Origin of the sequence: Prosthecobacter sp., assembly GCF_044378005.1 — a bacterium.
Taxonomy (GTDB): Bacteria; Verrucomicrobiota; Verrucomicrobiia; order Verrucomicrobiales; family Verrucomicrobiaceae; genus Prosthecobacter.
Genome location: NZ_JBILYB010000022.1, coordinates 23,649 through 49,774, shown reverse-complemented (window position 1 = coordinate 49,774; position 26,126 = coordinate 23,649). Strand labels below are relative to the sequence as shown.

Sequence of the window (26,126 nt, the reverse complement as noted above, 5' to 3'; positions counted from 1 at the left end):
AAGTCGTCAGCAGGTGAGAGTTGCAGTTCCTGTCTTCCAACAGAACCCCGGAGACGGCACCTCGCTCAGGCGGAGCGCAAGGCTCCTGCGGTGGCGCACGTTTAAGCCTGCCCACCTGACCGGGCTGCCATGAAACGACTCCTCCTGCCGCTCCTCGCCTTCACCGCCGCCCTTCATGCCCAGCTCCCCGGCACCCTGCCGCTGGAGCCCAACCCGGACTTCTCCGCCACGATGGTGGCCGGGATCGATAAGATGGCGCTGCGGCTGACCGAGCAATCCAAGTCGGGCCGCAAGCCGACGCGGGAGAAGCTGAAGGCGGCGCTGGGCATGGTGGATGAACGTGTGCCGGTGACGGCGCTGGAGCTGGTGGGGGACACGGCCACCCCTGCTCTGCTGCTGGAGAATGAGCTGTGCCGTGTGTTCCGCGTGCGCTGGCCGGTCTTTGCCGGGGTGCATGGGGAGGGGATCTATGTTCAGCCAAAGGGCAGGCCGAACGCGCGGGTGATCTATCTGCCAGATGCGGACGGCACGCCTGAGAAGCTGGTGGACGAGTGGCTGCTGACGACGGGCTGTGAGGTCATCATCCCGGCGCTCGTGAGCCGTGGGACGGAGTTTAGCACAAATGAGGCTTTTGCCGTAAAGACGAACGTGCCGCACCGGGAGTGGGTTTACCGCCAGAGCTATGAGCTGGGCCGCCACCTCATCGGCTACGAGGTGCAGAAGGCGCTGGCGGTGGTGGGCTGGTATAAGGCACAGCCGGAGCAGGTGCCGGTGCTGATCGCCGGCGTGGGAGAGGGAGCGATGCAGGCACTGCACGCGGCGGCCATCGACGAACGGATCGACTGTGTGTACTCGATGGGCTACTTCGCGCCGCGAGAGAGCCTGTGGCAGGAACCGATCGAGAGGAATGTCTTCGGCCTGCTACGCGACTTTGGCGATGCGGAGGTGGCGAGCCTCATCGCGCCGCGTCCTCTGGTGCTGCAGCACTTGTTCTATCCAAACTACGTCGTCAAGATGGAGGCGTCCCAGGGCGTTCGCGCCATCGCCGCGCCGGGAAAGCTCGCTGCGCCTAATCTGGCGGCCTTCAATGCTGAGATCGCCCGGGCAAAGAGTCTCGCGCCGACAAGCCGCCTCCTCGCGGCCACGCAGGAGACGAACAATGAGCAGATCATTCGCCATCTGCTGCCCCAGACAGCCGCCGATGCGGCACTGAAATCGCTGAAGATCACGGGAGCCGTCATCAGCCTGAAGCCAGATGCGACACGCCAGAAGCGGCTGGTACGCGAGCTGGAGGCCTTTACCCAACGACTCCTAGTGACCACGGAGATGGAACGCAAAGAGCAGTTCTGGAACAAGCTGCCGCTCAAATCCCTGCCCGAGTATGAAGCGCACACGGCCCCCGAACGTGAGCGTTTCTGGAACGAGGTCATCGGCCGCCTGCCGGACCCGAACCTGCCAGTGAATGCGAAGAGCCGACTCGTGCGGGAAACGGAGAAAGTGCGCATCTATGAGGTGACGATGGATGTTTGGGAGGATGTGTTTGCCTGGGGCTGGCTGTGCCTGCCGAAAGATCTGAAGCAGGGAGAAAAACGGCCTGTCGTGGTTTGTCAGCACGGGCTGGAGGGCATCCCGGAAGACACGATCAACGATGATCCACAAGCGAAGGGCTTCGGCCCCTATCAGGCCTTCACGCTGCGGCTGGCGGAGCAGGGCTATGTGACTTTTGCGCCGCATAATCCGTATCGCGGGATGCACTCCTTCCGCACTTTGCAGCGGAAGCTCAACCCACTGGGGCTGACTCTTTACAGTGTGATCAACGGGCAGCATCAGCGCCTCCTCGAGTGGCTGAAGGCGCAGTCATGGACCCAGCCGGAAAAGATCGCCTTTTACGGCCTGAGCTACGGCGGCAAGAGCGCGATGCGCACCCCCGCCGTGCTGAAGGACTACTGCCTGAGCATCTGCAGCGGTGACTTCAACGAATGGGTGCGCAAGTGCGTGAGCACGGACATGCCGATGAACTACACACACACGCACGAATACGAGATCTGGGAGTGGAACATGGGCCGCACCTTTAATTATGCCGAGATGGCGGCGCTGATCGCCCCGAGGCCCTTCATGGTGGAGCGCGGACACAACGACGGCGTAGGCAACGATGAATGGGTGAACTACGAGTTCGCCAAGGTTCGCCGACTTTATAACAAACTCGGCATCGGCGACCGCACAACGATCGAGCACTTCGACGCCGGGCACATGATCCACGGCGTGGGGACGTATCAGTTCCTGAAGGAGAAGCTAAAAAGATGACAGCATTGGGCTTCAAAGCCGCAGGAATGCCCGCTGCCGGTAAAGCCAGAAGCAGAGCAACCACAGGACGGCAAGCACGCTGCATTTTTCAATGACTGGCCCCCAAGCTGAAGCGAACAAGCTGGCCATGCCGTGCTTGGCGAGTTGCTGGCTGATCCAGCCTGCACTGAGGCTGTGCATGACGTAAATGAAGATGCTGTTCATACCGACGACGACGAGCGGAAACACAATGCGCCGCTGCCCGGCGATCTCGACGAGCCAGTAAAAGAAGGCCAGTATGAGCAGCACCCAGCCACCGCTGAGGATGGCCCAGGAAGGCGTCCAGATACGCTTCACCACAGGGCAGGCCACATAACCGAGGACAGTTCCGATGAGCAGACAAACGATGCCAGCAGCGAGCAGTCGCCCAAATTTATGCCCATGCGAATGCCTGCCATTCAGAAGAAAGTGCCCCGTGATGCCCCCCCCAAGCATCGTGGCCAGTGCGGGAACGAAATTCAGCGTCTGGTAGCCGCCCGCGTTGGAAGTGAAAGGTTCGGAACGAGGAAGAAGATTTAACAACCAGCGATCCATCTCGGCTGCGGCATTGGTATGAATGTTCCAGTGGGCAAAGAATCCGTCGAGAAAGCCCTCAGCAGGCGGCTTCGCACTCTGAAATGCGGCAAGCTGGTCGGGAGTGGGCAGTGGATGCTGATAAAACCAGAACCAGTCCCCCGCCAGGATGAGCAGGATGGCTGCCAAGCAGTACTCCCAGCCCATCCCGGAGATCAGAACAAGGAAAACGTATCCCAGCCCGATCTGGGCAAGCACATTGGTGAAAACCCAATTCGTCATCACATCCTTCCCATGGGTGCTCAGGAGCACGGCCAGTAGAACCAGGATGATGGAACGGATCAGAGCATGCCAGCCAAGCCTAAAAAAGCCCTGCCCTTCATTGCGGCGGCGCACCACTGAAAGCGGAACGGCAACACCAACCATGAACATAAAACTGGGCTGAATCAGATCCCAAAGAGCACATCCCTGCCAGGGAACATGTGAAACCTGATACTTGATCTGCCCCCACCACCATGAGTCAGGATTGGCCGCTGCCATTTGAGCCAAACCGAAGCCAGAAGAGGCCATGAGCAGCATGACGAAGCCACGAAAAGCATCTAGGGAGACCAAGCGTTGATTGGGTTGCATCCGATTCTAACGCTCTGACCAAGACGGGCTTTGCCAGCGGCGTGTGATCTGGTGCATAAAAAAACCATTCGGCCACCCCTGACCGAACGGTTTTGAATTGAGTTACCTGATGGGGTTGAGATGCTATTTTTCTACCCAGCGGACAGCTTCCATGAGAAGTTCACGAGCAGAGTCGAGGCCGAGTTTTTGACGGATGTTTGCCTTATGGGCATCCACGGTTTTGGAACTAAGCGTCAGCTTTTCAGCGATACCGTGGGAATCCATGCCACGACCCACCATCTCGAAGATCTCGAGCTGTCGATCGCTAAGGAGGCGCCCTGGCTCGCCACGAGCCGAACTACCACGCAGGCTGCCACCAGTGACGATGCTGGAAAGCAGATTCGCACTGAAGAAGAAGCCACCACTGAGCACCTGCCGAATGGCAAGTGTAATGCGATTGCCAGGCTCGTTCTTCATCATGTAGCCCATCGCACCTGCACGAAGGCAGCGCTCGGCATAGGCGTTTTCATCGTGCATGGAGAATACAAGCAGCAGCACTCCTGGGCATGCTTGCTTGATCTTTTTGATGCTGTCGATTCCATTTCTGTCCTTGATATTAAAATCAAAGATGAGGATCGTTGGCTTGTGTTTGGTAATCTCAGAGATTGCAACATCTTCGTCACTTGATGTGCCAACGACTTCGATATCTTCTAGACCATGTAGGATTTTTTTCAAACCCTCGATCACAACGGGGTGCTCATCGAGGATGTAGATTTTATGTTTCACGGTAGGTATTGGGTGCTGTGTGTGTGTTTTTGCGGTTGGGGTGGAAAGCGGCTAAGTTAGAGAATGTGTGGATCAGGAGAAAATCCTCATGATATTAACGAGTATGGACCAGCCTTGGGTCAAGGTGTTCATTTATCCAATTAAGGAATTCACAGGATAACGAGAGCAACATAGAGCATAAGAGCAGATAAGGTCAAAATTGTTGGGTTACCCCATTTATTCCAAACAGAATTTTGTGCCTTTTGTCCTTTTGGCATAAAAGCCATTTTGTGGCTAAATATTATCAATTTCGACTCTTGTGGACAGCAAACATCTTCATTTTGTAAGCCTTACTAATACTGAACTTTTGCCGTACTTGGATTCTCTTGGCAATTTGCGTCTGCGAGTCTTTCACGAGTACCCCTATCTTTACGAAGGAACCATCGAAGATGAGCGCGAATATCTCAGCACCTATGTGAAGGCTCCCAGCAGCCTCATTGTCATAGCTATCACTGGAGAGGAGATTGTCGGAGCCACGACTTGTGTCAGCATGAATGAGGGGGATGCATCCTTTCGATCATGCTTTGAAAAGGTATCTCTCCCGACCGAGAACATTTGCTACTTTGGAGAGTCGGTCCTGCTTCCCCAATATCGCGGACATGGCATTGGCAAAGTCTTCTTCCAAAAGCGTCTGGAACATGCTCGGCAACTGAGGTCCACAACCGCAGCATTTTGCTCTGTGGACCGCCCGATAAATCATCCTTTGCGACCAGCCGACTATCGGCCACTGGATGGGTTTTGGGAATCACTCGGCTTTCAAAAACATCCTGAGCTACAGGCCCATTTTGTCTGGAAAGAAGTAGGTGAAGTCACCGAATCCCAAAAAACACTCACCTTCTGGCTCAAGTCCCTTCTTTAATCCCGGCATGTCGAATTCTCTAACACTTGATTTAATCACCTTCGATCCCGGGGGGGACGTCACCAGCGCCATGGAGTTCGCTGAAAGGGTTATCTCCACGGTGGAAAGGTCATGGGAAAGCGGAGCCGACCTCGTGCTACTGCCAGAGTTCATGTGGCTGGGCTTGTCCCCTCACCTTGCCGTGGACCTAGCAGAACCACTCCGAATTGTGGCGGAATACTTCTGGAAGGAGCTGCTCCCCATTCTGCAAGAACGCTTATCGGCCCCCGGAAAGGCAGTCGTGTTGGGCACCGTGCCTTTCATATTGCCAGACAGCCAGATTCGCAATCGAGCAGTGATCTTCGCAGACGGACGGATGTTTCACCAAGACAAGCTGCACCTAACTCCTTGGGAAAACGCCTTTACGCCGGGTGAAGAACTGCACCTTTGGCAATTCGGCTCATTCCTCATCGCCGTGATCATCTGTCTGGACATCGAGATCCCGGAACTCTCGGCACGCCTGCGTGACAGCGAGGTGGATCTCATTCTCTGTCCGAGTGCCACTGAAACGATCCTCGGCGTCGAGCGGGTGAATCGTTGTGCCTCCGCACGCTCCGTGGAACTCGGCTGCTACGTCGGTGTCAGCCATCTCACCGGACACTCCACCTACGAACTCATTGATGAAAACGTGGGACGCACCGCGCTCTACAGACCTTCCCAAGCCGCCTTTCGCCGCGAACCACGAAGTGTGGAAACAGAGATTCTCTCCTGCGGCTCCCAGACAATGCGAGTCATTCTGGAGCGCCATCCCCTGGACGTCATGCGCCGGATGAAATTCGAGACGAATCCATCCATGCTTGGCCAAAAAATAGCTGACATTGAACGCCTGATTCACATCAAATCCCCGACGAGCCATTAAGCCATCCCTGCCATGATCAAAGAATTCAAATCATTCATCCTCAAAGGTAACGTCGTCGATCTCTCCACCGGCGTCATCATCGGTGCCGCATTCGGCAATATCGTCACGGCCTTCACCAAAGGCATCGTCGAACCGATCCTCGGCATGTTTGGCGGTGGCCCGAATCCTGACCTCAAACTTAAAATGGGCGAGAAAACCATCGAGGTGATCAAGAAAGCCGCCGATGGCACCGAATCCAAGGTGAATGAAATCGTGCCTTTCCTGCAACTCGACATCGGTGCCATCATCGGAGCGCTCATCGGCTTTTTGATCACGGCTGCTGTAATCTTCTTCGTCATCGTCAAGCCCGCGAACAAACTGATCTCCATGATGAAAAAAGAAGAAGCTGCGGCACCGCCGCCTGCTCCAGCCGCAGACATCTTATTGCTTACTGAAATCCGCGACCTGCTGAAAAAGTAACTCACGCAGCTTCCCCCAAAGCGCCCGTGGTCTCTGCGCTGCGGGCGCTTTTTCATGCCTTCATGCCTGCGCCATCGCCGCCTGCATCAGCTTCTCCTGGGTGGCCTCGGCACGGCTGAACTCGCCACCGATCCGTCCCTCGTTCAGCATCAGGATGCGATCACCCATACCGATCAACTCGGGCAATTCACTGGAAACCAGCAGCACGGCTTTCCCTTCCCCGGTCAGTCGGTTGATCAGCTCATAGATCTCGATCTTCGCCCCCACGTCGATGCCACGCGTGGGTTCATCGAGCATCACCACCCGAGGTTCCGTGAGCAGCGCTTTGCCGATCACCACCTTCTGCTGATTGCCACCAGACAAGCGACCCACCACCGCTTCAAGCCCCGTGGCTTTCACCTGAAGCTGATCAAACATGCCCCGGTTCCGCTTCGCCTCCAGACTTCGATTCACCAGACCTCCGCGCGTGATCGTATCCAGGCTGGAGAGACTGAGGTTGAAGCTGATCTCCTCCTCCAAAATAAGTCCATAGCGGCGTCGATCCTCGCTCACTAGAGCCAGACCATCGCGCAGGGCCCGAACTGGATCACCGCCCTTCAGTTCTCGGCCAGCCAGCTTTACCACACCTGTCGATCTCTTTCCCCACGCCCCATACAGATGCATCAGCAGCTCCGTGCGCCCAGCGCCCATCAGCCCACCGATGCCGAGCACCTCACCCGCACGCAGCTCAAAGCTCACCCCGTGCAGTCGTTCATGGCCGGACTCATCCTGGACACACAGTCTCTCCACAGACATCAGCACCTCTCCAGCTTTGCTGGCGCGTCGGGGAAAAAGATCCCCAAGTTCACGGCCAACCATTTTTGAGATCACTTCCGCACGATTCGTCTCCGCAGCACGCAGCGTCGTGATCGACCGCCCATCTCGCAGCACGGTGATCCGGTCCGCGATGGCAAAGACCTCCTCCAGCTTGTGTGAGATGTAGATGCACGCGATGCCGCGCCTCCGCAGATCACGCAGGATGTCCAGCAGCACCTGCACCTCATGCTCTGCCAGCGCCGCCGTCGGTTCATCGAGAATGAGGATCTTCGAGTTTTTTCCGAGCGCTTTCACGATCTCCACGAGCTGCTTTTGCCCCACACCGAGATCCTTCACCAGCGTGGCAGGATCCAACTCCACTTTAAAGCGGTCCAGCAGCGCCTTCGCCTCTCGGAACATGCGCGGCCAGTCCACCAACCCACCCCAGCGACGGGGCTCACAGCCCAGATAAATGTTTTCCGCCACCGACATCTCATCCACCAGCGCCAGCTCTTGATAGATCACGGAGACACCCGCCTTGGCTGAATCTGCAATGCCGGCAAACTGCGCTTCGTCACCCTGCACCTCAAAGCGCCCCTCATACGAGCCGTGCGGATGGATCCCGGAGAGCAGCTTGATCAGCGTGCTCTTCCCGGCTCCATTTTCACCACAAAGCGCATGGATCTCTCCCTCGGCGAGGTCAAACGAGACCTCGCTCAGCGCCGTCACGCCGGGAAACTTCTTCGTCAGATTTTGTGCGCGCAGAATCATGGCTCAATGCAGACTTACTCAAGACTTCGCGAGACCGAGATAGGCCTTGGCATTCGCGTAGCAGATGTTCTTCACCATGCCACCCACGAGGTCATAGTCCGCTGGAAGCAGCCCACCTTCGAGATCGTTGCCGAGCAGATTGCAAAGCGTGCGGCGGAAGTATTCGTGACGCGGGAAGGACATGAAGCTGCGACTGTCCGTGAGCATGCCGATGAAGCGGCTGAGCAGGCCCAGATTGCTCAGCGCATTGATCTGCCATTCCATGCCTTCCTTTTGATCCACGAACCACCAGCCGGAGCCAAACTGCACTTTGCCCGGCGTAGTGCCATCGGCGAAATTCCCCGCCATGGTTCCGAAGACATAGTTGTCCGCCGGGTTCACATTGTAGAGCACCGTTTTCGGCAGCGCGTTCTCCGAGTCGAGCGCATTCAGGAAGGCGGAGAGCGTCTCTGCCTGCGAGTAGTCGCCGATGCTGTCGCAGCCGACATCCGCGCCGATCTCGCGGGCGAGGCGGGCGTTGTTATTGCGGATGGGGCCGAGGTGGAGCTGCATCGTCCAGCCGCGCTTCGCATTCATCCGGCCCACATGCATCATGACCTGAGTGCCGAGGATCTCCAGATCGCCCGTCTGTGCCTGCGCTGTCGGTGAACCGCGATGCTTGTCAAAGATTCGCCTTGCTGCCTCTTCACCCGTAAAGTTGGCAAAGCAGGAGTTCAGCCCGTGATCGCTCAGCCGCCCACCGACGGCATGGAAGGCTTCGTGACGCTTATCGAGCGCGAGCAGCAGGTTATCGAAGCTGTTCACGTCCACGCCCGCCTGCTTGCCGAGTTTATCACACCAGACATTCCAGGCGGCGGAGTCGCCGATCGAGTAGGCTTTGTCTGGCCGGAAGGTGGGATACACACCGATCTCGAAACCATCTGCCGCACACTTTTCATGATGGGACAGATCATCCGCCGGATCATCCGTGGTGCAGAGCGCGCGGACCTTTTGCGTGCGCAGGATGTTTCTCGCGCTCATCTCCGGCTTCGCCAGCAGGGCCTCCGTCTGCTCCCAGATCGCGGGCGCGGTCTTTTCATTGAGCAGCTCGTCGATGCCAAAGAAGCGCTTCAGTTCCAAATGCGTCCAGTGGTAGAGCGGATTGCGCAGCGTGTGCGGCACGGTGGCTGCCCAGGTCAGGAACTTTTCACGTGGAGTGGCATCGCCCGTGATCAGACGCTCGGGCACGCCATTGCAGCGCATCGCGCGCCATTTGTAATGATCACCCGCCAGCCAGATCTCGAAGATGTTTTTAAACTGCCGGTCATCGGCGATGTCCTTCGGCGGCAGATGATTGTGGTAGTCGATCATCGGTTCATCCTTCGCGAACTCATGATACAGGCGGCGGGCGGCGGCGGTGGAGAGGAGGAAATCGTCGTGAATGAAGGACATGGTTTTGGAAACGCTTGGGATTGGTTTTGACAGGATGGGCAGGATTTCGAGGATGGGCAAGATTTCTCGCCCGCCACTCATCAAAATGAACCCGCTCCACGCCATCGCCGCCGCAGCCATGCTGACCGGGCTGTGCTCCTGCTCCACGCTGCGCTTCTACTCGCAGGCAGCGGGAGGCCAGATGGAAATGCTGCGCAAGGCCAGGCCCGTGGCCGAAGTGATGGCTGATCCGAAGTCGAAGCCGCTGCTGAAAGAGAAGCTCTCCACGGTGGATGACATCCTCGACTTCGCCGAGAAGGAACTGCATCTGCCCGCGGAGGGACAGTATCGGCGCTATGCGAATCTGGGCCGACGCCACGCCGTGTGGGTCGTCTTTGCCGCGCCTGAGTTCAGCGTGGAGCCGAAGACCTGGAGCTATCCCCTGCTCGGCAAGCTTGCCTATCGCGGCTTCTTCCAGGAGTCCCTCGCCAATGCCGAAGCCGATAAACTCCGCGCCGAGGGCTACGACGTTTATGTCGCCGGAGTCGATGCCTATTCCACGCTCGGCTTCTTCCGTGATCCGCTGCTGAACACCTTCATCGGCCGCAGCGATGCCGACCTCGCCGAACTCATCTTCCATGAGCTCACCCATCAGCGCCTCTACCTCAGCGGCGATACCGACTTCAACGAAGCCTTCGCCACGGCCGTCGGCCAGGAAGGTGCCCGCCGCTGGTTGCGCGCCCGTGGTCGGATGAAGGAGCTGGTGCAGTACGAAAAAGAGATGCGGGTGGAGCGGGAGTTCATCAAGCTGGTGCTGGAGACGAGGGAGGAACTGAAAGCCACCTATGCTCGCACCTACCGCAGCCGGGAAACCGAGTTGATACAAAAGAACAACGCCTTCACCCGCCTCCGCCAACGAGCCCTCGCCCTTGATGCCCGCCACGGCGGCAGCATGAAGATTGAGCGCTGGTTTAAGAAGCCCGTGAACAACGCCCGCCTCGCCACGGTGTCCTCCTATTACGAGATGCTGCCCGGCTTTGAAGCCCTGCTCAAACAACGCGACGGTGACCTTGAGCGCTTCATGGCAGACATCGGAGCCATGCGCCAACTCAAGCACGATGACCGCCGCGAGCACATCATGCAGGCGATTCATTAGCCGATGAAACGTCTCGTCATCAGCCTTGGGATTCTCGTCCTGCTCATCGTAGCAGGGATCATCCTGAACTCGCGTCCAGCCCCCCTGCCCGCCGAAGTCAGTGAAGCCGCCGCTGAAGAGAGCGACCTCTGGCAAAAGCAGTTCCATCTCGGCGACATCGACCGCGCCGAGCGGCTCGCCCTCCAGCACCTCACCGAGCGGGACATGCGCCAGCGCATTCGCGAGGCCCAGCTCCAAGAAGCTCAGATCGAGAGGCAAATCCCGCCCATCACCGAAGCCGAGGCCCGTGCCTGGTATGCCGCTCATGCCGAAGAAATCCGCATCCCCGTTCTGCATCGCGTCTCGCACCTTTTTCTGACTCGACACAATCCGAAGAAGCCGGACCGCAGCGCCGAGATGCGCGCTATTCATGAAAAGCTGAAAAGCGGCACCGACTTCGCCAAGCTCGTGTCCCAGCATTCCGAAGATGCCCGCAGCAAACCGCTCGGCGGCGATCTCGGCTGGCTCAGCGCCGCGCGGATGCCCGCCGACTTCATGGGTCATGTCGCCAAGCTCCGCGTCGGTGAAACCAGCGCTCCATTGGAGACGAAGCTGGGCTGGCACATTCTCCTCGTCACCGAGCGCCGGGAATCGCGCCCAGCAACCTTTGAGGAAGCACGCACCGAGATCGAGGCGCTGCTCGATCTCGCCGCACGCGAACAGTTGCCGCTGCAAAAGTAGCACTACACCCCATGGTCGCATGGACAGGTGCCGGGCAAGCTTGGACACGCGCACCTCCACCATCCGGCGGAGATGCCATCAACCCAAAGTCCATCCCATCATGAAATCCATCCTGCTCACCACACTCGCCCTCTCCACGCTCCTCGTCGTCAGTTGCAACAAACAGAAGGCCGCCATCGACGCCCGCACAGACACGAAGCAGACGGCCATTGATCACGAGCAAGAAGCCGTGACCGCCGCCGCCAAAGAAGCCACCGCCCAGACCGATGCCAACGCCGCCATCGACAAAGCCAACATCGAAGCCAACAAGGTCAGCGCCCAGGCCCAGCTCGATGCCGAGAAGGTTAAGAACGATGCCGCCGCCGCTGCTGAGAAAGCCCGCGTGGACGCTGAAAAGAAGTAGTCTCGAAGCCGTTCGGAGCTTGGCATCCGCACAGGCAACTGTGCGGACCGCCGCTCACTTCTTCCCCTTCTTTGCCACAGGCAGAGGAGTCACCGTGACACCCGCAGCCTCCATGACGAGCTTTTGAAAGGCGTCCTTCGGCTTGCCACTGTCAGGCACGAGGACATTTTGCACCATGAAGACCGTCACGATCTGATGCTTAAGATCGATCCAGCCATTCGTGGCAAAGGCCCCACCATGCCCGAAGCTGCCCACCGGCATCGCTGAGCACGGGCGCTGAGTCTCCGTATTGCACTGCCAGCCGACGGCGTAGCTCTGCTTCTTGCCGCCTGCCATCACGGGAGTCGTCATGTCCTTCACCGACTTCGCCGAGAGGATGCGCACCCCCTCCAGTTCGCCGCCATTGGCGATCATCGCGTAGAATCGCCCCATGTCCGCCGCTGTGGAAAAGAGCCCGCCCGAGGGCTCCACCATGTGCGTCACGCTCGCATCACTGGTGACGAAGGGATTGTAGCCCGGCGCGAGTTCATGCGTGTCCTCGTCCATCTTATAGGTTCGGGCGATTCGTGTCCGGTGCGCCTCATCAGGATTGAACATCGTGTCCTTCATCCCCAACGGCTTCAGCAGACGCTCGCGCATGAAGTCTTCATACTTCATGCCTGAAACGATCTCCAGGATGCGTCCTGCCACCGTCGGCCCGAAGCCATACTCATAGCTGCTGCCTGGCTGGAAGGCCAAAGGCGCGCGCACCAGAGTCGCCACATAGGACTTCAACGAGATCGCCCCATCCGTCGGCTTGCGCGGAGGAAAGGCGATGCCTGCCGTATGACTCAGCAGCATCCGCAGTGTGATCGCTTTCTCCGGCACCGAACCGTCCGCCAGCTTCATCTGTCCGAGTTCCGGCAGCCACTTCGAGGCGGGTTCATCCAGTGAGAGCTTCCCTTCATCCACGAGAATCATGATCGTCGTCGCATTCACCGACTTCGTCATCGAGGCGATCCAAAAGAGCGCGTCCTTGGGCATCTCTTTCCCCACAGCGATGTCCGCCATGCCCGCCGCCTCGTGGTGAACCACCTTCCCTTTCTCCATCACCAGCGTCACCACACCCGCCGCCTGTTTGGCCGCCACCGCCTGCTCCATGGCAGGTTGGATGTGGGCGAGTTTGGCCGCATCGAGAGCAAAGGCAGACGTGGCGAGGAGAACAAAGGCGGTAAGTGAACGAAGGAGCATCCTCGATCAACGTGATGCAATCTCCCGGTGTTTCAGGTGATGGGCAGACATGCGTCATGCCCATTTTTTCACGAAGGCTACGACGTCAGCGCCACGGTCTTGCCTGACGACACACCAGGACGCGCAGCACGTTCACAAACGATGCGTGAGATATTGAAGAGGAGCCTTGAGGCCAGATAGGGCGAGAAGCGACGCAGGCGGGCGAGTTCGTCGAAGTTGATCTTCAGCAGCTTGGCATCCGTGCGAGCGGTGACATCCGCCGTGCGACGTTGCTGGGTGACGAAGGCCATCTCTCCAAAGACATCGCCGGGATGCATCTCGGTGAGCAGGACACGACCTTCGGGACTATCGACACTGGCTTCCAGCTCGCCTGAAAGCACGACGTAAAGAGATTTGCCGACATCACCCGCCTTCACGGGCACTTCACCCGCGCGATGCTCCACCACATTCGAGGCCAGGATCAGTCGCCTTGCCTGCCAGCCACTCAGCCCGGCAAAGAAGGGTGAGGTCTCGATCAAGGAGCGTCGCACATTCAAGCCGAGCACGTCCCACAAAGTCACGATGCGTGTACGCCCAAACATCACGGGCGTGACGATCATGTCTGTGATCAGACCGAGCACCATGACGCCGGAACTCAGCAGGCCGAACTCTCGCACGGGCTGGAAGCTGGAGAGACCGAGCACGGCGAAGCCGGACGCGAGTGCGATGGTGGTCGTGGAGATCGGGGCGAGTTCTTCACGGATCGCGACCTCGATGCCACGGCGTTCATCCTTCAGCTCGCGGGCCTCGCGATTGAAGCGCACAAGCAGGTGCAAGGTGTCATCCACCGCAATGCCGAGCGTGATCGCTGCGACCATGCAGGTGCCGACATTCAGCGGGATGCCTGCGATGCCCATGATCCCAAAGATCATCGCCACGGGGAACACATTCACGATGAGTGTGATGACCCCGCAGCGAGCGGAAAGGAAAAGTCCCCACACAATGAGGAAGACCATGACCATCATGCTACCGAGCGATGAGATTTGCCCGCTGGTGATCGACTCCGTGGCTGTCGCCACCAGAAGGGCGCTGCCGGTGAGCGTGTAGCTGTTCGTATTGAAGCTGCGATCATCCATGATCGCGCGGATCTCACGCTCCAAGGCTAGAAGACGACCTGAGTCGGTGAAGTCGCAGCGCAATTGCACGCAGGCCAGGGAGTGATCCGGCGTCAGGTAGGCCTGGTAATCTTTGGCATGCAGAAAGAGCATCATCTGTTGCACGGCAGCGGCTTCATCATGCACACGCTCAAAGCGGGCATCACCACCACGGAGCTGCGAGTTCATGCGCGCCAGCAGATCAGCAAAGGAAGTCACGGCGGAGATGCCATCGACTTTACGCAGACGGGCAGCCACGGCTTCGAGCTGCTTCAAAGCACGCGGCTCCAGGAACTCGCCAGGATCTACCTGAAGTGTGAGATTGAGCATGGTCAGGCCCGCGAGCTTGTCAGTCACTGCCGCATCACGCACCCGCACGGGTGAGTCAGGACGGATGAAGGACTGCAAATCATTTCCCGCACAGATGCTGCGTGCCTGCCACAGCGCCGTCGCGCAGATGATTGCCAGCACGACCATGATCGCTCGCGTGTGTGCCAGCAGGAAGCTCACCAGCGCTGAAGCAATGCGTGCAGCCCAGCCTTCATCATTGGCAGATGCACTGCCAGCACGCGGCATCATGAAGGGCAGAAGCATGCGCAGCAGCGCGGGCAGGAAGAACATCGAGATCAAAAAGCGTCCGCTCATGCCCAGCGTGGCCGCCATGCCGAAGTCACGCAGGATGGGCAGCTCATTCAGCGCTGTGGTGGCAAAGCCGAGCACGGTGGTGCAGGACGTGAGCATCATCGGCAGAGACAGGCTTTTCACCGTGGCCTGCATCGCCTCTGCGCCATTCATTCCTTGCCTCAGATGATCACGGAACTCATGGACGAAGTGGACATCACTCGTGGCTCCGATGATGACGATCAGGGCGGGCAGGATTGAGTTCAGGAAGTTCACCGGGATGCCAAAGGTCTGCATCAGCGCCGCCGTCCAGAGGATCGCGACGGCGGCATTGATGATCGGCAGAATGCCTGCCCAGAAGTTCCGCTGCGTGATCGTCAGCAGCACGAGCACGATCACCAAAGCCAGTGGCAGGATGAGTCGCTGATCCGCTGCAAGCCGCTCGCGCATCCAGGATTGCGTGAAGGGATCGCCGATCTGGAAGAGCCGTGCAAAGGAGGCTTGATGCGGTGCCAGGATGGCATCCAGCGCCTTCACCGCGTCCTCCATCTTCATCTCGCGATACTTCGGCGAGAGGCGCAGGATCATCATGAGCGCCGTGCCATCCTCCGCCACGAGTTGGCCGCGCAGCAGTGGATTCGTCACTGCCCGCTCTTTCGCCTTCGCGGCCTGCTCAGCCGTCTTTGGCAGACGTGCCAGCACTGGTGCCGTGCTGATCATGCCGCCCTGATCCCGCAGATCCGGCAGGGTGAAAAGACTCTCCACCTTTGCCACAAAGGGCAGCTTCGTGAGCTGCTTGTGGATCTCATTTAGCTCGGCCAATCGCTCCGGCGTGAAGAGTCGCGCATCCTCTGCATAGATCGCCGCCACCTCATCGGTGCCAAAGGCTGTGCGTGCTTTTTCATACTCCGTCACCGACAGCCCTGCCGTGGGATACAGACTCTCGACACCGAGATCCAGCTTCACACGTTGAGCCAGCGGGAACGCTGCCAACGTCAAACCCATGACGAGTAGCGTGCAGAGATATTTGCGTTCCCAGGAGAGGAGAGCCAGGCGGATCACAGAGATTGGGTATCGCGGTTCAGAAGCGGCTGGCTCAGTTCACATCCACGGAGATGCCCAGATCGAAGATGAACTCCTCCACATCCAGCAGCGGCCAGTTCTCCAGCTTCTTCGGCGTGAAGTATTCCGCGTCGATGTCCTCATCCACACGTCCTTCGATCACGGTGAAGGTGGTCTTGCTCTTTGACTCCACCGATTGCATCACCGCCACTCGCGGGCGTGTGGTTTTGCCCTTCACTTCCTTGGAATCATAGCCCGAAGCGGTCAGCAGCTTCACCAGACTCTCCTTGCTGTCGTAATAGGCGATCTTGCGCAGGTGGAAGCTGCCTTTCTCGATGAACAGATCACGGAAGGCATACGCACTTTCCACGTCTTTGCGGCTTTCGCTGGCACGCACTACATAGCAGGCTGAGCCCTCGACTTCGCCATCGGCGAGGCGCTTGTATTCATGCCATTCAGGCACCTCGCGCAGCAGATCTTCAAAGGTGTAGTCCGAGCCGAGGAAGGAACCCTGGCGGGCTTCAGGCGTCAGTTGCTTCATCTTGCCCAGAGCCGGGAGGAAGAAGTGATACGCCAGCTCCTGCTTCTCCGAGGTCGTCGCCAGCAGCGTCACACCTTCCACTTCCTTTGGGAAGAGCAGACGCATGAACATCGACTCACCTTCGCCCTGCTTTTGATAAGCCAGCAGGATGCGACGCTCGGTGGCAGGAGCGTCAGGAAGCTGCGTCTCCATCTTCACATAGGCCATCTCCGACTTGGACTGGTTACCCTCCGAGTAGCGCTTCACGATCGCCTCAGCCGTCATGGCTGCGTCATCCTGCGCGGACACAGTGACCGTGAGGATCAAAGCCATCAAACAGGAATTCAGCACAGCCAGAGAGGAGAATGGAGACATCATGCTCATGGTTTTATCTGGTCCCGTCATTCCATGCTTCAGTGCGTTTGTGACGTTCTCGTCACACGCCTTCACCTCAACGCTAAACTCCACCTCCGGCGCGCGTAGATACCGCATGTCGTTCCCCATCGACCGTCGTCAGTTTCTCTCCGGTGCCTATGGCATGGGCACCATCGCGCTCGCCACCCTTTTGCAAAAGGAGGGCCTCCTCGCCAATCCCGCACTCGCTGGCGGCCAGCAGCATTTCGACCTCACGCCCAAGCCCGCCCACGGCTTCGGTCAGGCGAAGGCGATGATCTCCATGTTCATGCAGGGCGGACCGAGCCACATCGATATGTTCGAGCCGAAGCCCGAGCTCATGAAGCTGGATGGCAAAGACTTCCCCGGCGAGGTGAAGTATGACGACGCCGCGGGTGCCAGCCGCGAGGTCATGGGGCCGCAGTGGAAGTTCAAGCCCCGCGGCCAATGCGGCACCGAGATGAGCGACCTCATCCCGTACATGGGCAGCATCGCCGATGAGATGACGCTCATCCGCTCCATGCACACCGGTGTGAACAACCACGGCCAGTCCATCTACGCCCTGCTCAACGGCCAGATTGTCGGCGGACGCCCCACCCTCGGCTCCTGGCTCACCTATGGACTCGGCAGCGAAAACCAAGATCTGCCCGCCTACGTCGCCCTCACCGACCCACGCGGACTGCCCGTGCTCGGCGTGGACAACTTTTCCAACGGCTGGCTCCCTTCCATGTTCCAGGGCACCGTCGTCAGGTCCAAAGAGCCCCGCATCCTCAATCTCGACCCGCCCATGTCGCTCAAAGGCGAAGCGCAGGCCCGCTACCTCAGCTTCGTGAATCGCCTCAACCGCGAGCACGCCGACTCACGCCCCGGTGAGACCGATCTCGAGGCCCGCATCCAGAGCTTCGAGCTCGCCGCTCGCATGCAAACCGCCGCCAAAGAAGCGCTCGACATCATGCAGGAGAGCGAGGCCACGAGAAAACTCTACGGCATCGACAAACCCGCCACCGAAGAGTTCGGCAAGCGCTGCCTCATCGCCCGTCGGCTCGTCGAGCGCGGCGTCCGCTTCGTCTCCATCTTCACCGGCAACCAGACCTGGGATCATCACAGCAGCATCCTCACCGGTCTGCCAACAGCCTGCCTTCAGGTCGATCAACCCGCCGCCGCCCTCGTCATGGATCTCAAGCAGCGCGGCTTGCTCGACACCACCATCGTTCACTGGGGCGGCGAGATGGGCCGACTCCCCGTCATCCAAAACCGTGCCGGAGCCAAAGGCCGCGCCAGTGTCGGTCGTGACCACAACACCTACGGCTTCAGCATGTGGGTCGCCGGTGGCGGCTTCAAAGCCGGTCACGCCCACGGTGCTACCGACGAGTTCGGCCACCACGCCGTCAAAGATGTGGTCAACCACTACGACTACCACGCCACCCTGCTCCACCTCTTCGGTCTCGATGCCAAAAAGCTCAGCTACAAACGCAACGGCACCGAGCAGGTTCTCGTCGAGAATCCGCAGGCGCGAGTGGTCACGGAGTTGCTGGCTTGAGCCTGCTGGGAAAGAGAGAAATGCCCCGTGGGATGAGCCCCTGGCAAAAACCTCCAACGCAGCCTCCAAACAGAAATCATGATGAGGAAGGCAGGCATCTGTTTCCTGCCTACCTGCTGCCATTTGAGCACGACCGTTAGGGGGCTTAGCAAGCGTGTCTCAGCCAAAGAGCGTCGCGAGAGGTTTGCCCTTGTCTGCCACGGTGAAAGGACGCTTCGAGGGCGAGTAAAGCACCTGATCCAGCGGCAGGCCGAGGGCGTAGCCGATGGTGGCGTTGAGATCGGGGACATTGACGGCATTCTCCGCCACCTTGTCGCCCTGCTCATCCGTGGCACCATGGACCTGACCGCCACGGATGCCGCCGCCGGCGAGCACACAACTGAAGCCCGCCGGATGGTGATCGCGGCCGTCGTTCTGATTGATCTCAGGCGTGCGGCCAAACTCCGTGGCGAGCACGACCAGCGTTTCCTTCAGCATCCCGCGTGACTCCAGATCCTGCAGCAGGGTGCTCAGAGCGGCGTCGAGTTCATCCGCCAGCTCAGGCACACGGGTGAAGTTAGCATTGTGCGTGTCCCAGCTTCCAAAGGTCACTTCGATGTGGCGCACGCCATGCTCGACGAGGCGACGGGCCAGAAGGCAGCCCTGGCCGAAGCGGTCGCGGCCATACTTGTCGCGCAGCTTCGCGTCTTCGGAATCGAGGTCGAAGGCCTTCAGTTCCTCGCTCTTCATCATCTTGATCGCGTCGTCATACATGTCGCTGTAGGCGCGCACATTCTTCACATTGTAGGTCTCGGCAAACTTCGCATCGAGACCCTTCGCCACCTGGAGACGGTTCATCATGCGCTCTTCGGTGAACCAGTTGTTCGGGCGCACATTGGCGATGCCGCTTTCAGGATCATTGATCATGAGCGGGGCAAACTTCGCCTCAAAGAAACCCGCGCCGGGATGGCGGCTGTCATTGCCGATCATCACACTGCCGGGCAGCGTGGGGTTGCCACGGCCCTGGAATTTCTCCAGCCACGCCCCCATCGCTGGGTGCTTGATGCTGCTGCGCAGCGTGTAGCTCGTGCGTTGGAAGTACTCTCCCTGCTCATGCGCCCCCTGGTTGGAGGTCATGCTGCGGATGATCGCCACCTTGTCCGCCTGACGCGCCATCAGCGGCAGATTCTCGCTGAGGCGGATGCCATCCACATTCGTGTTGATCGTCTTGGTCAGGCCCATCACACCGGCATTCTCAGGCTTCGGATCCCAGGTGTCCAGATGGCTCATCCCCCCCTTCATGTAGAGATAAATCACGTTGCGGGCGGTCGGCACCTGCTTCAGCGCGCTGGTGTTTTCACCAGGAACGGCAAAGGCCTTGCCGCCGAGCTGGCTGAGCGCGGTGACACCGAGGAAGGACTGCGCAGCCTTTGTGACAAAGACGCGGCGGGAGAGATCAGAAGAATGAGCCATGGGGGGGAATGGAGATCGGCGCCCATAAACGCCCCCGCCCCGTCCACCTTGCAGAAAAAAAACCCACCCTCGCAGAGCAGCTCAGGCCGGGTGTGCTCGGCGGTTAGTTCCAAGTTCAACGTTCGATGAAACCTGATCCTACCCAGCGAAAAAACCAGGCGGTGCGGGCACAGGTAAAAAGGCCATCACGCAGCCCAAATCCTGCCGAAAGCGGCCAGGGGCGCGGCTGCCGGGCATGAAAGGCGGCGCGGTGCTGGCGCTGATGGACGCGCATCAATAGGCTAGCCAAATGCCCATGCTGTGGCCCTGAAAGGGGATCCAAGATGAGTTCGAAACGGCTAATGCCGATCAAAAGCCCAAAGAAAAAACGTTTCGGTGGTTCGATGTCGTGGATGCGATATGGGCGTCCCGACGATCCTGAAAAAGATGCAAACGGCCGAATTTAGAGATGCCGAGGATCACGGAGCCGACCTACTCCTTCACGCGCTCGAGCTGTGCGCCGAGACCAGCGAGCTTGTCATCGAGATGCTCGTAGCCACGGTCGATGTGATAAAGGCGGTTCACGTCGGTGCGTCCTTCGGTGACGAGACCTGCGAGGACGAGGGCGGCGGAGGCGCGGAGATCGCTGGCCATGACGGGGGCACCTTTCATGCTGGCTCCGCCACGAATGCGGGCGGTCGCGCCTTGAAGATCAATATCAGCCCCCATGCGTTTCATCTCAGCCACATGCATGAAGCGCTGTGGGAAGATGGTCTCGGTGATGGTGGAGACGTCATTGATAACGCATGCAAGCGCGCAGAACTGCGCCTGCATGTCCGTGGGGAAGCCGGGGTAGCAGAGCGTGGTGAGATTGAAGCCCTTCGCCGCTGGATTCGGGGCGATGGAGATGCTGTCTTTGCCGATCTCGATGGGGAAGCCGCACTTCTTTAGCACGTCGGTGACGGTTTTGAGATGCTCGGGCATGACTCGCTTGATCGTGATGCCCTCGCCGATCATGGCTCCGGCACAGAGGAAGGTTCCGGCTTCGATGCGGTCGGGAATGACGGTGTGCTCGGCTCCGTGAAGTTCTTTGACGCCTTCGATGGTGATGCGATTGGTGCCTGCACCTTCGATTTTGGCCCCCATCTTGATCAGGAAGTTGGCGAGGTCTTCCACTTCGGGTTCGGCGGCGGCGCCTTCGATGACGGTGATGCCTTTGGCGAGAACGGCGGCCATCATGATGTTGTCGGTGCCGAGCACGGTGGAACCGTGTTTGCCCATGAGGTTCATGGTGCTGCCTTTGAAGGTTTTCTTCGGCGCATTGACGCGGATGTCGCCGCCTTCGACCTGGATTTCAGCTCCAAGGGCTTCGAGGCCCTTGAGATGGAGATCCACGGGGCGATCTCCAATGACGCAGCCGCCAGGGAGAGAGACGGTGCATTTTCGCAGGCGGCCCGTAAGCGGTCCGAGCACGCAGATGGAGGCGCGCATTTTGCGGACGAGGTCGTAGGGGGCCACGGATTTGATTTTCTCCGCCTTCACGACAACGACGCCGCTGGCGCGCTCCACTTCGGCACCGAGTTCACCGAGGATGCGGACCATGTAGTTCGTATCGCTCAAATCCGGCACACGGCGGATGGTGCAGGTGTCCTTGGTGAGGAGCGTGGCTGCGAGGATGGGCAGGGACGAGTTCTTCGAGCCGCTGATGTTGACGCGGCCCTTCAGAGGCGCGCCGCCGTGGACGATGAGTTTTTCCATGAGAGTCGGCCCGTCTTTGCCCTGCCAGAGGCGTGAGGCAAGCAGGAAGTGGGGCTCCCGTCAGGAGATGATGCGGCGTCCGAGCACCGTGAGGCCGAGCAAAAGCAGCAGGGGCAGAATGACATAGAAGGTAAAATCCTCTGTATGATCGGCGTGTTCGCCGCCATTTCGGAGACGCTCGATCTCGCTTTGGCGCGATGCGTCAACGAGTTCTTGAGATGCGAAGGCTAGGCTGGGAAGGCTAGATGTCGCAGTCCAAGTCATAGCATGTGACGTGGGATGTAACGACATGCAATTGTGGGGGATAAACCGCCCACAGGCCACACCTGCTTTGATCAGACACCGTGAAAGTCGATTTTTGGCATGTAGTGACCTGTGGACACATATGGAATACCGGAAAGCTCTGTGTGCGTTACGCAGAAAATGCACTTTTTTTGATTTTTCTTCAAAAAGTGACCGAACAGCCCCGGCCATCTGGCATCGAATTGCTGCTGACTGCATGACGAGGCGATGAGTCGCCTTCTCTTTTGAAGTCGGGCGAAAACTCGGCATTACATACAGAGACATGAAAAAGACCGGGCCTAAACAAAACCCATCCATGGGTATCGAAAGCCATCGCTCGCAGGACCGATCTGAACTACATGCAGCGTCCCCGCTGGAACAGCTCCAGCCATCCACTCCCTACATGTTCGTCAAATCTCCCCGTGTCCGCCCCCCCGCTCCTTCACTCCCCACCTGCACGCCTGCGGCTCGGAAGGAGATCTCCCCTGGAGTGATCTTGGATGCGCGACGGGCTCTGGTGCATGTGACGCAGGGTTGGATGGCGGTGGCGGACATCCACTTCGGCTATGAGGTGCGGCGCGCCCGCGGCGGCGTGCTGATGCCAGACTGGGGCATGAGCCAGTGTGAGACGGTACTGATGAGTCTGCTGAGAGATCACCGTCCGGAGCGACTCATCCTGGTGGGTGACATCATGGATGGCGGAGCCTCGGCAGAGGAGACACTGTCACTTCTGGATCGCCTGCGTGAGGAGGTGCCGCTGATCTGTGTCGAGGGTAATCATGACCGCGTCGGCTTACGCAGAGGTCGGACTTTTGTAAAGTCGCACCGCGAAGGGGCATTTCTCTTTGAGCATGGGCATCTGCCGCTTTCCGAGCACGCTGGCGTCGTGATTACCGGGCATGAGCATCCCTCAGTGCGTTTTAGAGATGGTGCCGGCCTGCAACTGCGCCTGCCTGCGCTGATCCAGGAGCAGACGTCGCCGAAAACACAGCGCTGGATCCTGCCCGCCTTTTCACCCTGGGCCGCTGGCGGGAAATATGAATCCGTACACGAGCGTGTCGGCACCTGGGTTTGCGCTCCAGGTCGTGTATGGAGCGCCCTGTGAACTAGGTTTTCTTGGTGGGATCAAAAAAGATCTTCACGTCCGCCTCGGTGGTGCCAAGAATCTGCTGGGCACGCTTCAGAGCGTTGCGCGTGGCGAGGTTTGGGTTGCTCGGGCTGGCGGGGAAGATGTTGTCTTTGCCGATGGTGTCGATGAGGCCGGAGTCGCGCAGCACTCGATAGACATCCTTCATCACGCCGCTGATGAGCAGATCGCGCCCGTCACGCCGGAGCAGGCTCACAAGTTCCTCGATGGCGATGACGCAGGTGGCATCCAGATGGCGGGCGCTCTTCAGCCGCAGGATGATGATGCGCAGGTTCGGGTCACTGCATGTGCGCTGGATCTGCGTGCGGAAGAGATCCGCCGCACCGAAGAAGAGTTCCCCTTCGACGTGGACGATGGAAACGGCGGGATTGGCCCGCACACCCGGCCGGGCAGCTTCAGCGAGATTTCCCTCCTGGTTGAACTCATACTCGATCAGCGTGGGCTGGCTGACTTTGCGCAAATAGAGCACCACGGACATGCCTACACCTGTGAAGATGGCCACATGCAACGGCACCAGAAGCGTGGCCGACAGGGTGACTAGAAAGACCAGCGCATCAGACCCCGTGGCGCTCAGACAGATGCGAATATTCCTGCGATTGATCAGTGAGATAGCGACGCAAATGATCAGCACGGCCAGCGAGGCGCGGGGGATGTAGCCCACGAGATGTCCGAGGGTAAGCGCGCCAATGAGGCAAAGCAGGCCATTGAAAAATGCCGAAAGCGGCGTGCGAGCGCCACTCTGGAAATTTAGCGCGCTGCGCGTGAGTGAACCGGAACACGGCATCCCGCTAAGATAAGCACAGCTCAGATTGGCCATGCCGAGACTGAACATGTCCTGATTTGCATCCACTTTCTGGCCGCTCACGCTCGCGAGTGTCTTCGCCATGGATGAACTCTCCAACGTGGCAAGGAAGGCAATCGCTACAGCGAGGCCGAAGAGGTGGCTAAAGTCCGAAAAGAAACGGGGAGAGACAAAGTCGGGAAAGGGTGGCAGGAGATCAAAGATTCCGAAGCGTGCATCCGAGTAGGTATCGACCGCAACGCCAAATCCGTTCATGCCGACAGCGATGAACGATGCCAGAACCAGACTGAGTGCTAGCGCAGGCCAGGCGGGTCGCAAATGGCGAACCAGAATGTAGATCAGCGCCGTTCCTGCCGCGACAGCCAGGCTTTCCCAGTGCGCCTCGGTGGCATGGGTGACGAGATGGATGAGGATGCCCGGCAATGTGCGTCGCTGAAATGAACTACCATCCTCCATCGTCACCGTCATGGTGATGCCGAAGATGTTCGCCAACTGGTTCGAAATGATAAGCAGCGAAGCCCCGGTCACATAGGCCACGATGACGGTTCGACTGATGTATTGCGACAGCTCAGCCACGCGCAAAAAGGCGCCGAACAGCAGGAGTGTGCCGACCATGAAGACGAGCAGCGGCATCATGCTGATACGATCCATTTGCGGATCGGCGGCGAAGTAGGAGAAGATCATGAACGCGGTCGCATTCGTCGGTCCGAGCACCGTGTAGCGTGAACTGCCGAACAGCGAGCCCACCATGCCTGAAACGGCGGCGCACATCGTGCCGAACTGCAAAGGCAGTCCGGCGATGGCCGCATAAGCCATGCCTTGTGGCAGATCGAGCAGGGCCACGGAAAAGGCGGCCTTCACGTCCGCCTTCAGCCGCCGTGGCCCGTAACCTTTCAGCCAGCGGCGGAAGGGGAAAGGGTCCAGTGCGTTGCTCGCGAGCATGTCACGCAGCCATGTCCGTCCCTGCCGCAACAAGTGGCGGAGCAGATGCCAGGAGGAAGGGGACTGATGACCAGACACAGAGTGAAGCTAGGCCGTGATCGCAGACTTGGCAAAGTCGTTGCGCAGTCTCTCAACAATCTGGTATCGCGCGGAGGCGATCACCAGCGGCACCCAAAGCAGCAGCGTCTCAAAACGAGGCAGCGTCAGCAGGGAGAAGGCACTGTCTCCATCAAACACAAGACCGGTGATACCAAAGGAGGCAAGCACGAGCCAGAGTTCCTCTCCTGCACGAGCCAGCAGGAAAGCACGCCGCAGAGCCCAGCCGATGATCAGCAACAACCCGGCCAGACCAAGCAATCCACCACGCACGAAAGCATCCATGAAAATGCTGTGCAGATGCTCGGGATACCAGTCTAAAGAGCAGGACCAAAAGTCATTCTCCGACCACAGCCCTTTGCCAAACAACCAGTCCTGCCAAGTGGTCATGCTGCTAAAAGCCGCTGCGTAAATGGCGAATCGGCCATTGTCCGAACGCTCAAAAGCACGCGCCGCTGGATTCGCGGCCACAACTCCATCTGCCAGCATTTCATCTGTCACATCTGACGCTGCGATTCCTAATTTCTCTGACACATCCTGCGCGGCCAGACTGGAGATAACAGGCGCGCTCACTTGGAAGAAGGTGATGCAGCCGATCAGCAGCATCAAGGGTTTCAGCGCCGCCCGCCAGCCAAGTGTCAGAATCCACACCGCGTGTGCCATCACCAGAGCGAAAATTGCCCCGCGGCTCATCGTCAGCAACGTCGCCATGATCAGTGTCACCGCCGCAGCGAGCCAGATGAGCTTTTCCTCCCGAACCTGTGATTTATTCCAGGCATAGGACGCCCAAACCGCCGCAAATCCAAAGGTCATCCCCGTGCAGACAGAATTCCAACCGCCATAAATGAACCAGTTGCGCAGCCTCACCCCGAAGACGGCCTCCGTTTCCAGCATATAAAAAACCAGGATGCTGCCGAGAGCCGCGAGGGCCGCGACTCCAACCATGGGCACCCCCAGCCAGACCAGGGCGCGCGGCTGACGCCCGACACTCCAGAGCGTCATCAGCACCACCGAAAGCAAACCGACCCCCAGCCAGCCTCGCCACAGCATCTGCATCGTCAGGCCGGGCGACTCCAGCAGTGACGAACGGGCGAGCATCAGCAGCATCATGCCTGCCACCGCCGCGAACCAGCGGTCCTGGCGCAAACTTTCGAGAAACTCCTGGAATCCGCCCTCCCAAAACCAGGCGGCAGTCCACAGTCCCACCCAGACCACCTGAACCCACTGATTATGCATGGCATAATAGCCAAGCAGAAACCCGATCGCGCTCAAAGCCGCAAGCCGCTGACGCAAGATGGCATCCGCGGTGACGCTCAAAGGCACGGCTTCACTCAATTGCCACGTCAGGCTTACTGCCGGAGAGGGGGGGCGTTCAGACATGTTTCAAAAAGGAAGGACGATCATACTC

General features: G+C 59.0%; 21 protein-coding genes. 9 read left to right on the top strand and 12 right to left on the bottom strand.

Annotated features, from left to right (window positions below):
- Positions 1–129 precede the first annotated feature (129 nt).
- The gene (locus AC6FTP_RS06975; RefSeq protein ID WP_497206187.1) at positions 130–2,304 is read left to right on the top strand and encodes an alpha/beta hydrolase family protein; all 2,175 of its coding nucleotides are present in this window, start codon (positions 130–132) and stop codon (positions 2,302–2,304) included.
- A 12-nt stretch (positions 2,305–2,316) separates the two neighbouring features.
- Here the strand turns inward: AC6FTP_RS06975 and AC6FTP_RS06970 are convergent, their stop codons facing one another.
- A complete protein-coding gene (locus AC6FTP_RS06970; RefSeq protein ID WP_497206186.1) occupies positions 2,317–3,168 on the bottom strand; it encodes a hypothetical protein in 852 nt (283 codons plus the stop codon).
- A gap of 441 nt (positions 3,169–3,609) precedes the next feature.
- Positions 3,610–4,251, bottom strand: a complete 642-nt coding sequence (locus AC6FTP_RS06965) for a response regulator (protein ID WP_497206185.1) — start codon at positions 4,249–4,251, stop codon at positions 3,610–3,612.
- A gap of 298 nt (positions 4,252–4,549) precedes the next feature.
- On the opposite strand from AC6FTP_RS06965, the gene AC6FTP_RS06960 reads away from it, so the two are divergent.
- From AC6FTP_RS06960 to mscL, 3 genes are read left to right on the top strand one after another with little or no spacing between them, the layout of a single operon-like run.
- On the top strand, positions 4,550–5,149 hold the full coding sequence (locus AC6FTP_RS06960) for a GNAT family N-acetyltransferase (protein WP_497206184.1): 600 nt from the start codon (positions 4,550–4,552) through the stop codon (positions 5,147–5,149).
- A 7-nt stretch (positions 5,150–5,156) separates the two neighbouring features.
- Positions 5,157–6,047, top strand: a complete 891-nt coding sequence (locus tag AC6FTP_RS06955; RefSeq protein WP_497206183.1) for a nitrilase-related carbon-nitrogen hydrolase — start codon at positions 5,157–5,159, stop codon at positions 6,045–6,047.
- A 12-nt stretch (positions 6,048–6,059) separates the two neighbouring features.
- Positions 6,060–6,506, top strand: a complete 447-nt coding sequence (gene mscL / locus AC6FTP_RS06950; protein WP_497206182.1) for a large conductance mechanosensitive channel protein MscL — start codon at positions 6,060–6,062, stop codon at positions 6,504–6,506.
- Between the two features lie 60 nt (positions 6,507–6,566).
- Here the strand turns inward: mscL and AC6FTP_RS06945 are convergent, their stop codons facing one another.
- Positions 6,567–8,072: a sugar ABC transporter ATP-binding protein gene (locus tag AC6FTP_RS06945; RefSeq protein WP_497206181.1), complete on the bottom strand. Its 1,506-nt coding sequence runs from the start codon at positions 8,070–8,072 to the stop codon at positions 6,567–6,569.
- Positions 8,073–8,090: 18 nt separating this feature from the next.
- Positions 8,091–9,503, bottom strand: a complete 1,413-nt coding sequence (gene uxaC / locus AC6FTP_RS06940; RefSeq protein ID WP_497206180.1) for a glucuronate isomerase — start codon at positions 9,501–9,503, stop codon at positions 8,091–8,093.
- A gap of 85 nt (positions 9,504–9,588) precedes the next feature.
- On the opposite strand from uxaC, the gene AC6FTP_RS06935 reads away from it, so the two are divergent.
- The 3 genes from AC6FTP_RS06935 (at position 9,589) to AC6FTP_RS06925 (ending at position 11,761) form a co-directional block, all read left to right on the top strand.
- Positions 9,589–10,638 (top strand): aminopeptidase, encoded by a 1,050-nt coding sequence (locus AC6FTP_RS06935; RefSeq protein ID WP_497206179.1) that lies wholly within the window; start codon positions 9,589–9,591, stop codon positions 10,636–10,638.
- 3 nt (positions 10,639–10,641) lie between these two features.
- Entirely contained in the window at positions 10,642–11,358 is a 717-nt protein-coding gene (locus AC6FTP_RS06930) for a peptidylprolyl isomerase (protein ID WP_497206178.1), read from the top strand.
- A gap of 100 nt (positions 11,359–11,458) precedes the next feature.
- On the top strand, positions 11,459–11,761 hold the full coding sequence (locus AC6FTP_RS06925; RefSeq protein ID WP_497206177.1) for a hypothetical protein: 303 nt from the start codon (positions 11,459–11,461) through the stop codon (positions 11,759–11,761).
- A gap of 54 nt (positions 11,762–11,815) precedes the next feature.
- Here AC6FTP_RS06925 and AC6FTP_RS06920 read toward each other — a convergent pair whose 3' ends face one another.
- The 3 genes from AC6FTP_RS06920 to AC6FTP_RS06910 form a co-directional block, all read right to left on the bottom strand.
- Positions 11,816–12,991: a serine hydrolase domain-containing protein gene (locus AC6FTP_RS06920; protein WP_497206176.1), complete on the bottom strand. Its 1,176-nt coding sequence runs from the start codon at positions 12,989–12,991 to the stop codon at positions 11,816–11,818.
- Between the two features lie 77 nt (positions 12,992–13,068).
- On the bottom strand, positions 13,069–15,807 hold the full coding sequence (locus AC6FTP_RS06915) for an MMPL family transporter (protein WP_497206175.1): 2,739 nt from the start codon (positions 15,805–15,807) through the stop codon (positions 13,069–13,071).
- A 34-nt stretch (positions 15,808–15,841) separates the two neighbouring features.
- Positions 15,842–16,660 carry an outer membrane lipoprotein-sorting protein gene (locus AC6FTP_RS06910; RefSeq protein ID WP_497206174.1) on the bottom strand — a complete coding sequence of 273 codons (819 nt, stop codon included), beginning with the start codon at positions 16,658–16,660 and terminating at the stop codon, positions 15,842–15,844.
- 157 nt (positions 16,661–16,817) lie between these two features.
- Between AC6FTP_RS06910 and AC6FTP_RS06905 the strand changes: the two genes are divergently transcribed.
- Complete coding sequence (locus AC6FTP_RS06905) at positions 16,818–18,260, top strand: DUF1501 domain-containing protein (RefSeq protein ID WP_497206173.1); 1,443 nt, start codon at positions 16,818–16,820, stop codon at positions 18,258–18,260.
- Between the two features lie 159 nt (positions 18,261–18,419).
- Here AC6FTP_RS06905 and AC6FTP_RS06900 read toward each other — a convergent pair whose 3' ends face one another.
- From AC6FTP_RS06900 to AC6FTP_RS06890, 3 genes are all read right to left on the bottom strand, one after another.
- Entirely contained in the window at positions 18,420–19,712 is a 1,293-nt protein-coding gene (locus AC6FTP_RS06900) for a DUF1501 domain-containing protein (protein ID WP_497206172.1), read from the bottom strand.
- 471 nt (positions 19,713–20,183) lie between these two features.
- Complete coding sequence (gene murA, locus AC6FTP_RS06895; protein ID WP_497206171.1) at positions 20,184–21,449, bottom strand: UDP-N-acetylglucosamine 1-carboxyvinyltransferase; 1,266 nt, start codon at positions 21,447–21,449, stop codon at positions 20,184–20,186.
- Positions 21,450–21,509: 60 nt separating this feature from the next.
- Positions 21,510–21,713 carry a hypothetical protein gene (locus AC6FTP_RS06890; protein WP_497206170.1) on the bottom strand — a complete coding sequence of 68 codons (204 nt, stop codon included), beginning with the start codon at positions 21,711–21,713 and terminating at the stop codon, positions 21,510–21,512.
- 421 nt (positions 21,714–22,134) lie between these two features.
- Here AC6FTP_RS06890 and AC6FTP_RS06885 point away from each other — a divergent pair, with 421 nt between their 5' ends.
- Complete coding sequence (locus AC6FTP_RS06885; protein WP_497206169.1) at positions 22,135–22,836, top strand: metallophosphoesterase; 702 nt, start codon at positions 22,135–22,137, stop codon at positions 22,834–22,836.
- A gap of 1 nt (position 22,837) precedes the next feature.
- Here AC6FTP_RS06885 and AC6FTP_RS06880 read toward each other — a convergent pair whose 3' ends face one another.
- The gene (locus AC6FTP_RS06880; RefSeq protein ID WP_497206168.1) at positions 22,838–24,700 is read right to left on the bottom strand and encodes a SulP family inorganic anion transporter; all 1,863 of its coding nucleotides are present in this window, start codon (positions 24,698–24,700) and stop codon (positions 22,838–22,840) included.
- Between the two features lie 9 nt (positions 24,701–24,709).
- Positions 24,710–26,098 (bottom strand): O-antigen ligase family protein, encoded by a 1,389-nt coding sequence (locus AC6FTP_RS06875; protein ID WP_497206167.1) that lies wholly within the window; start codon positions 26,096–26,098, stop codon positions 24,710–24,712.
- Positions 26,099–26,126 lie beyond the last annotated feature (28 nt).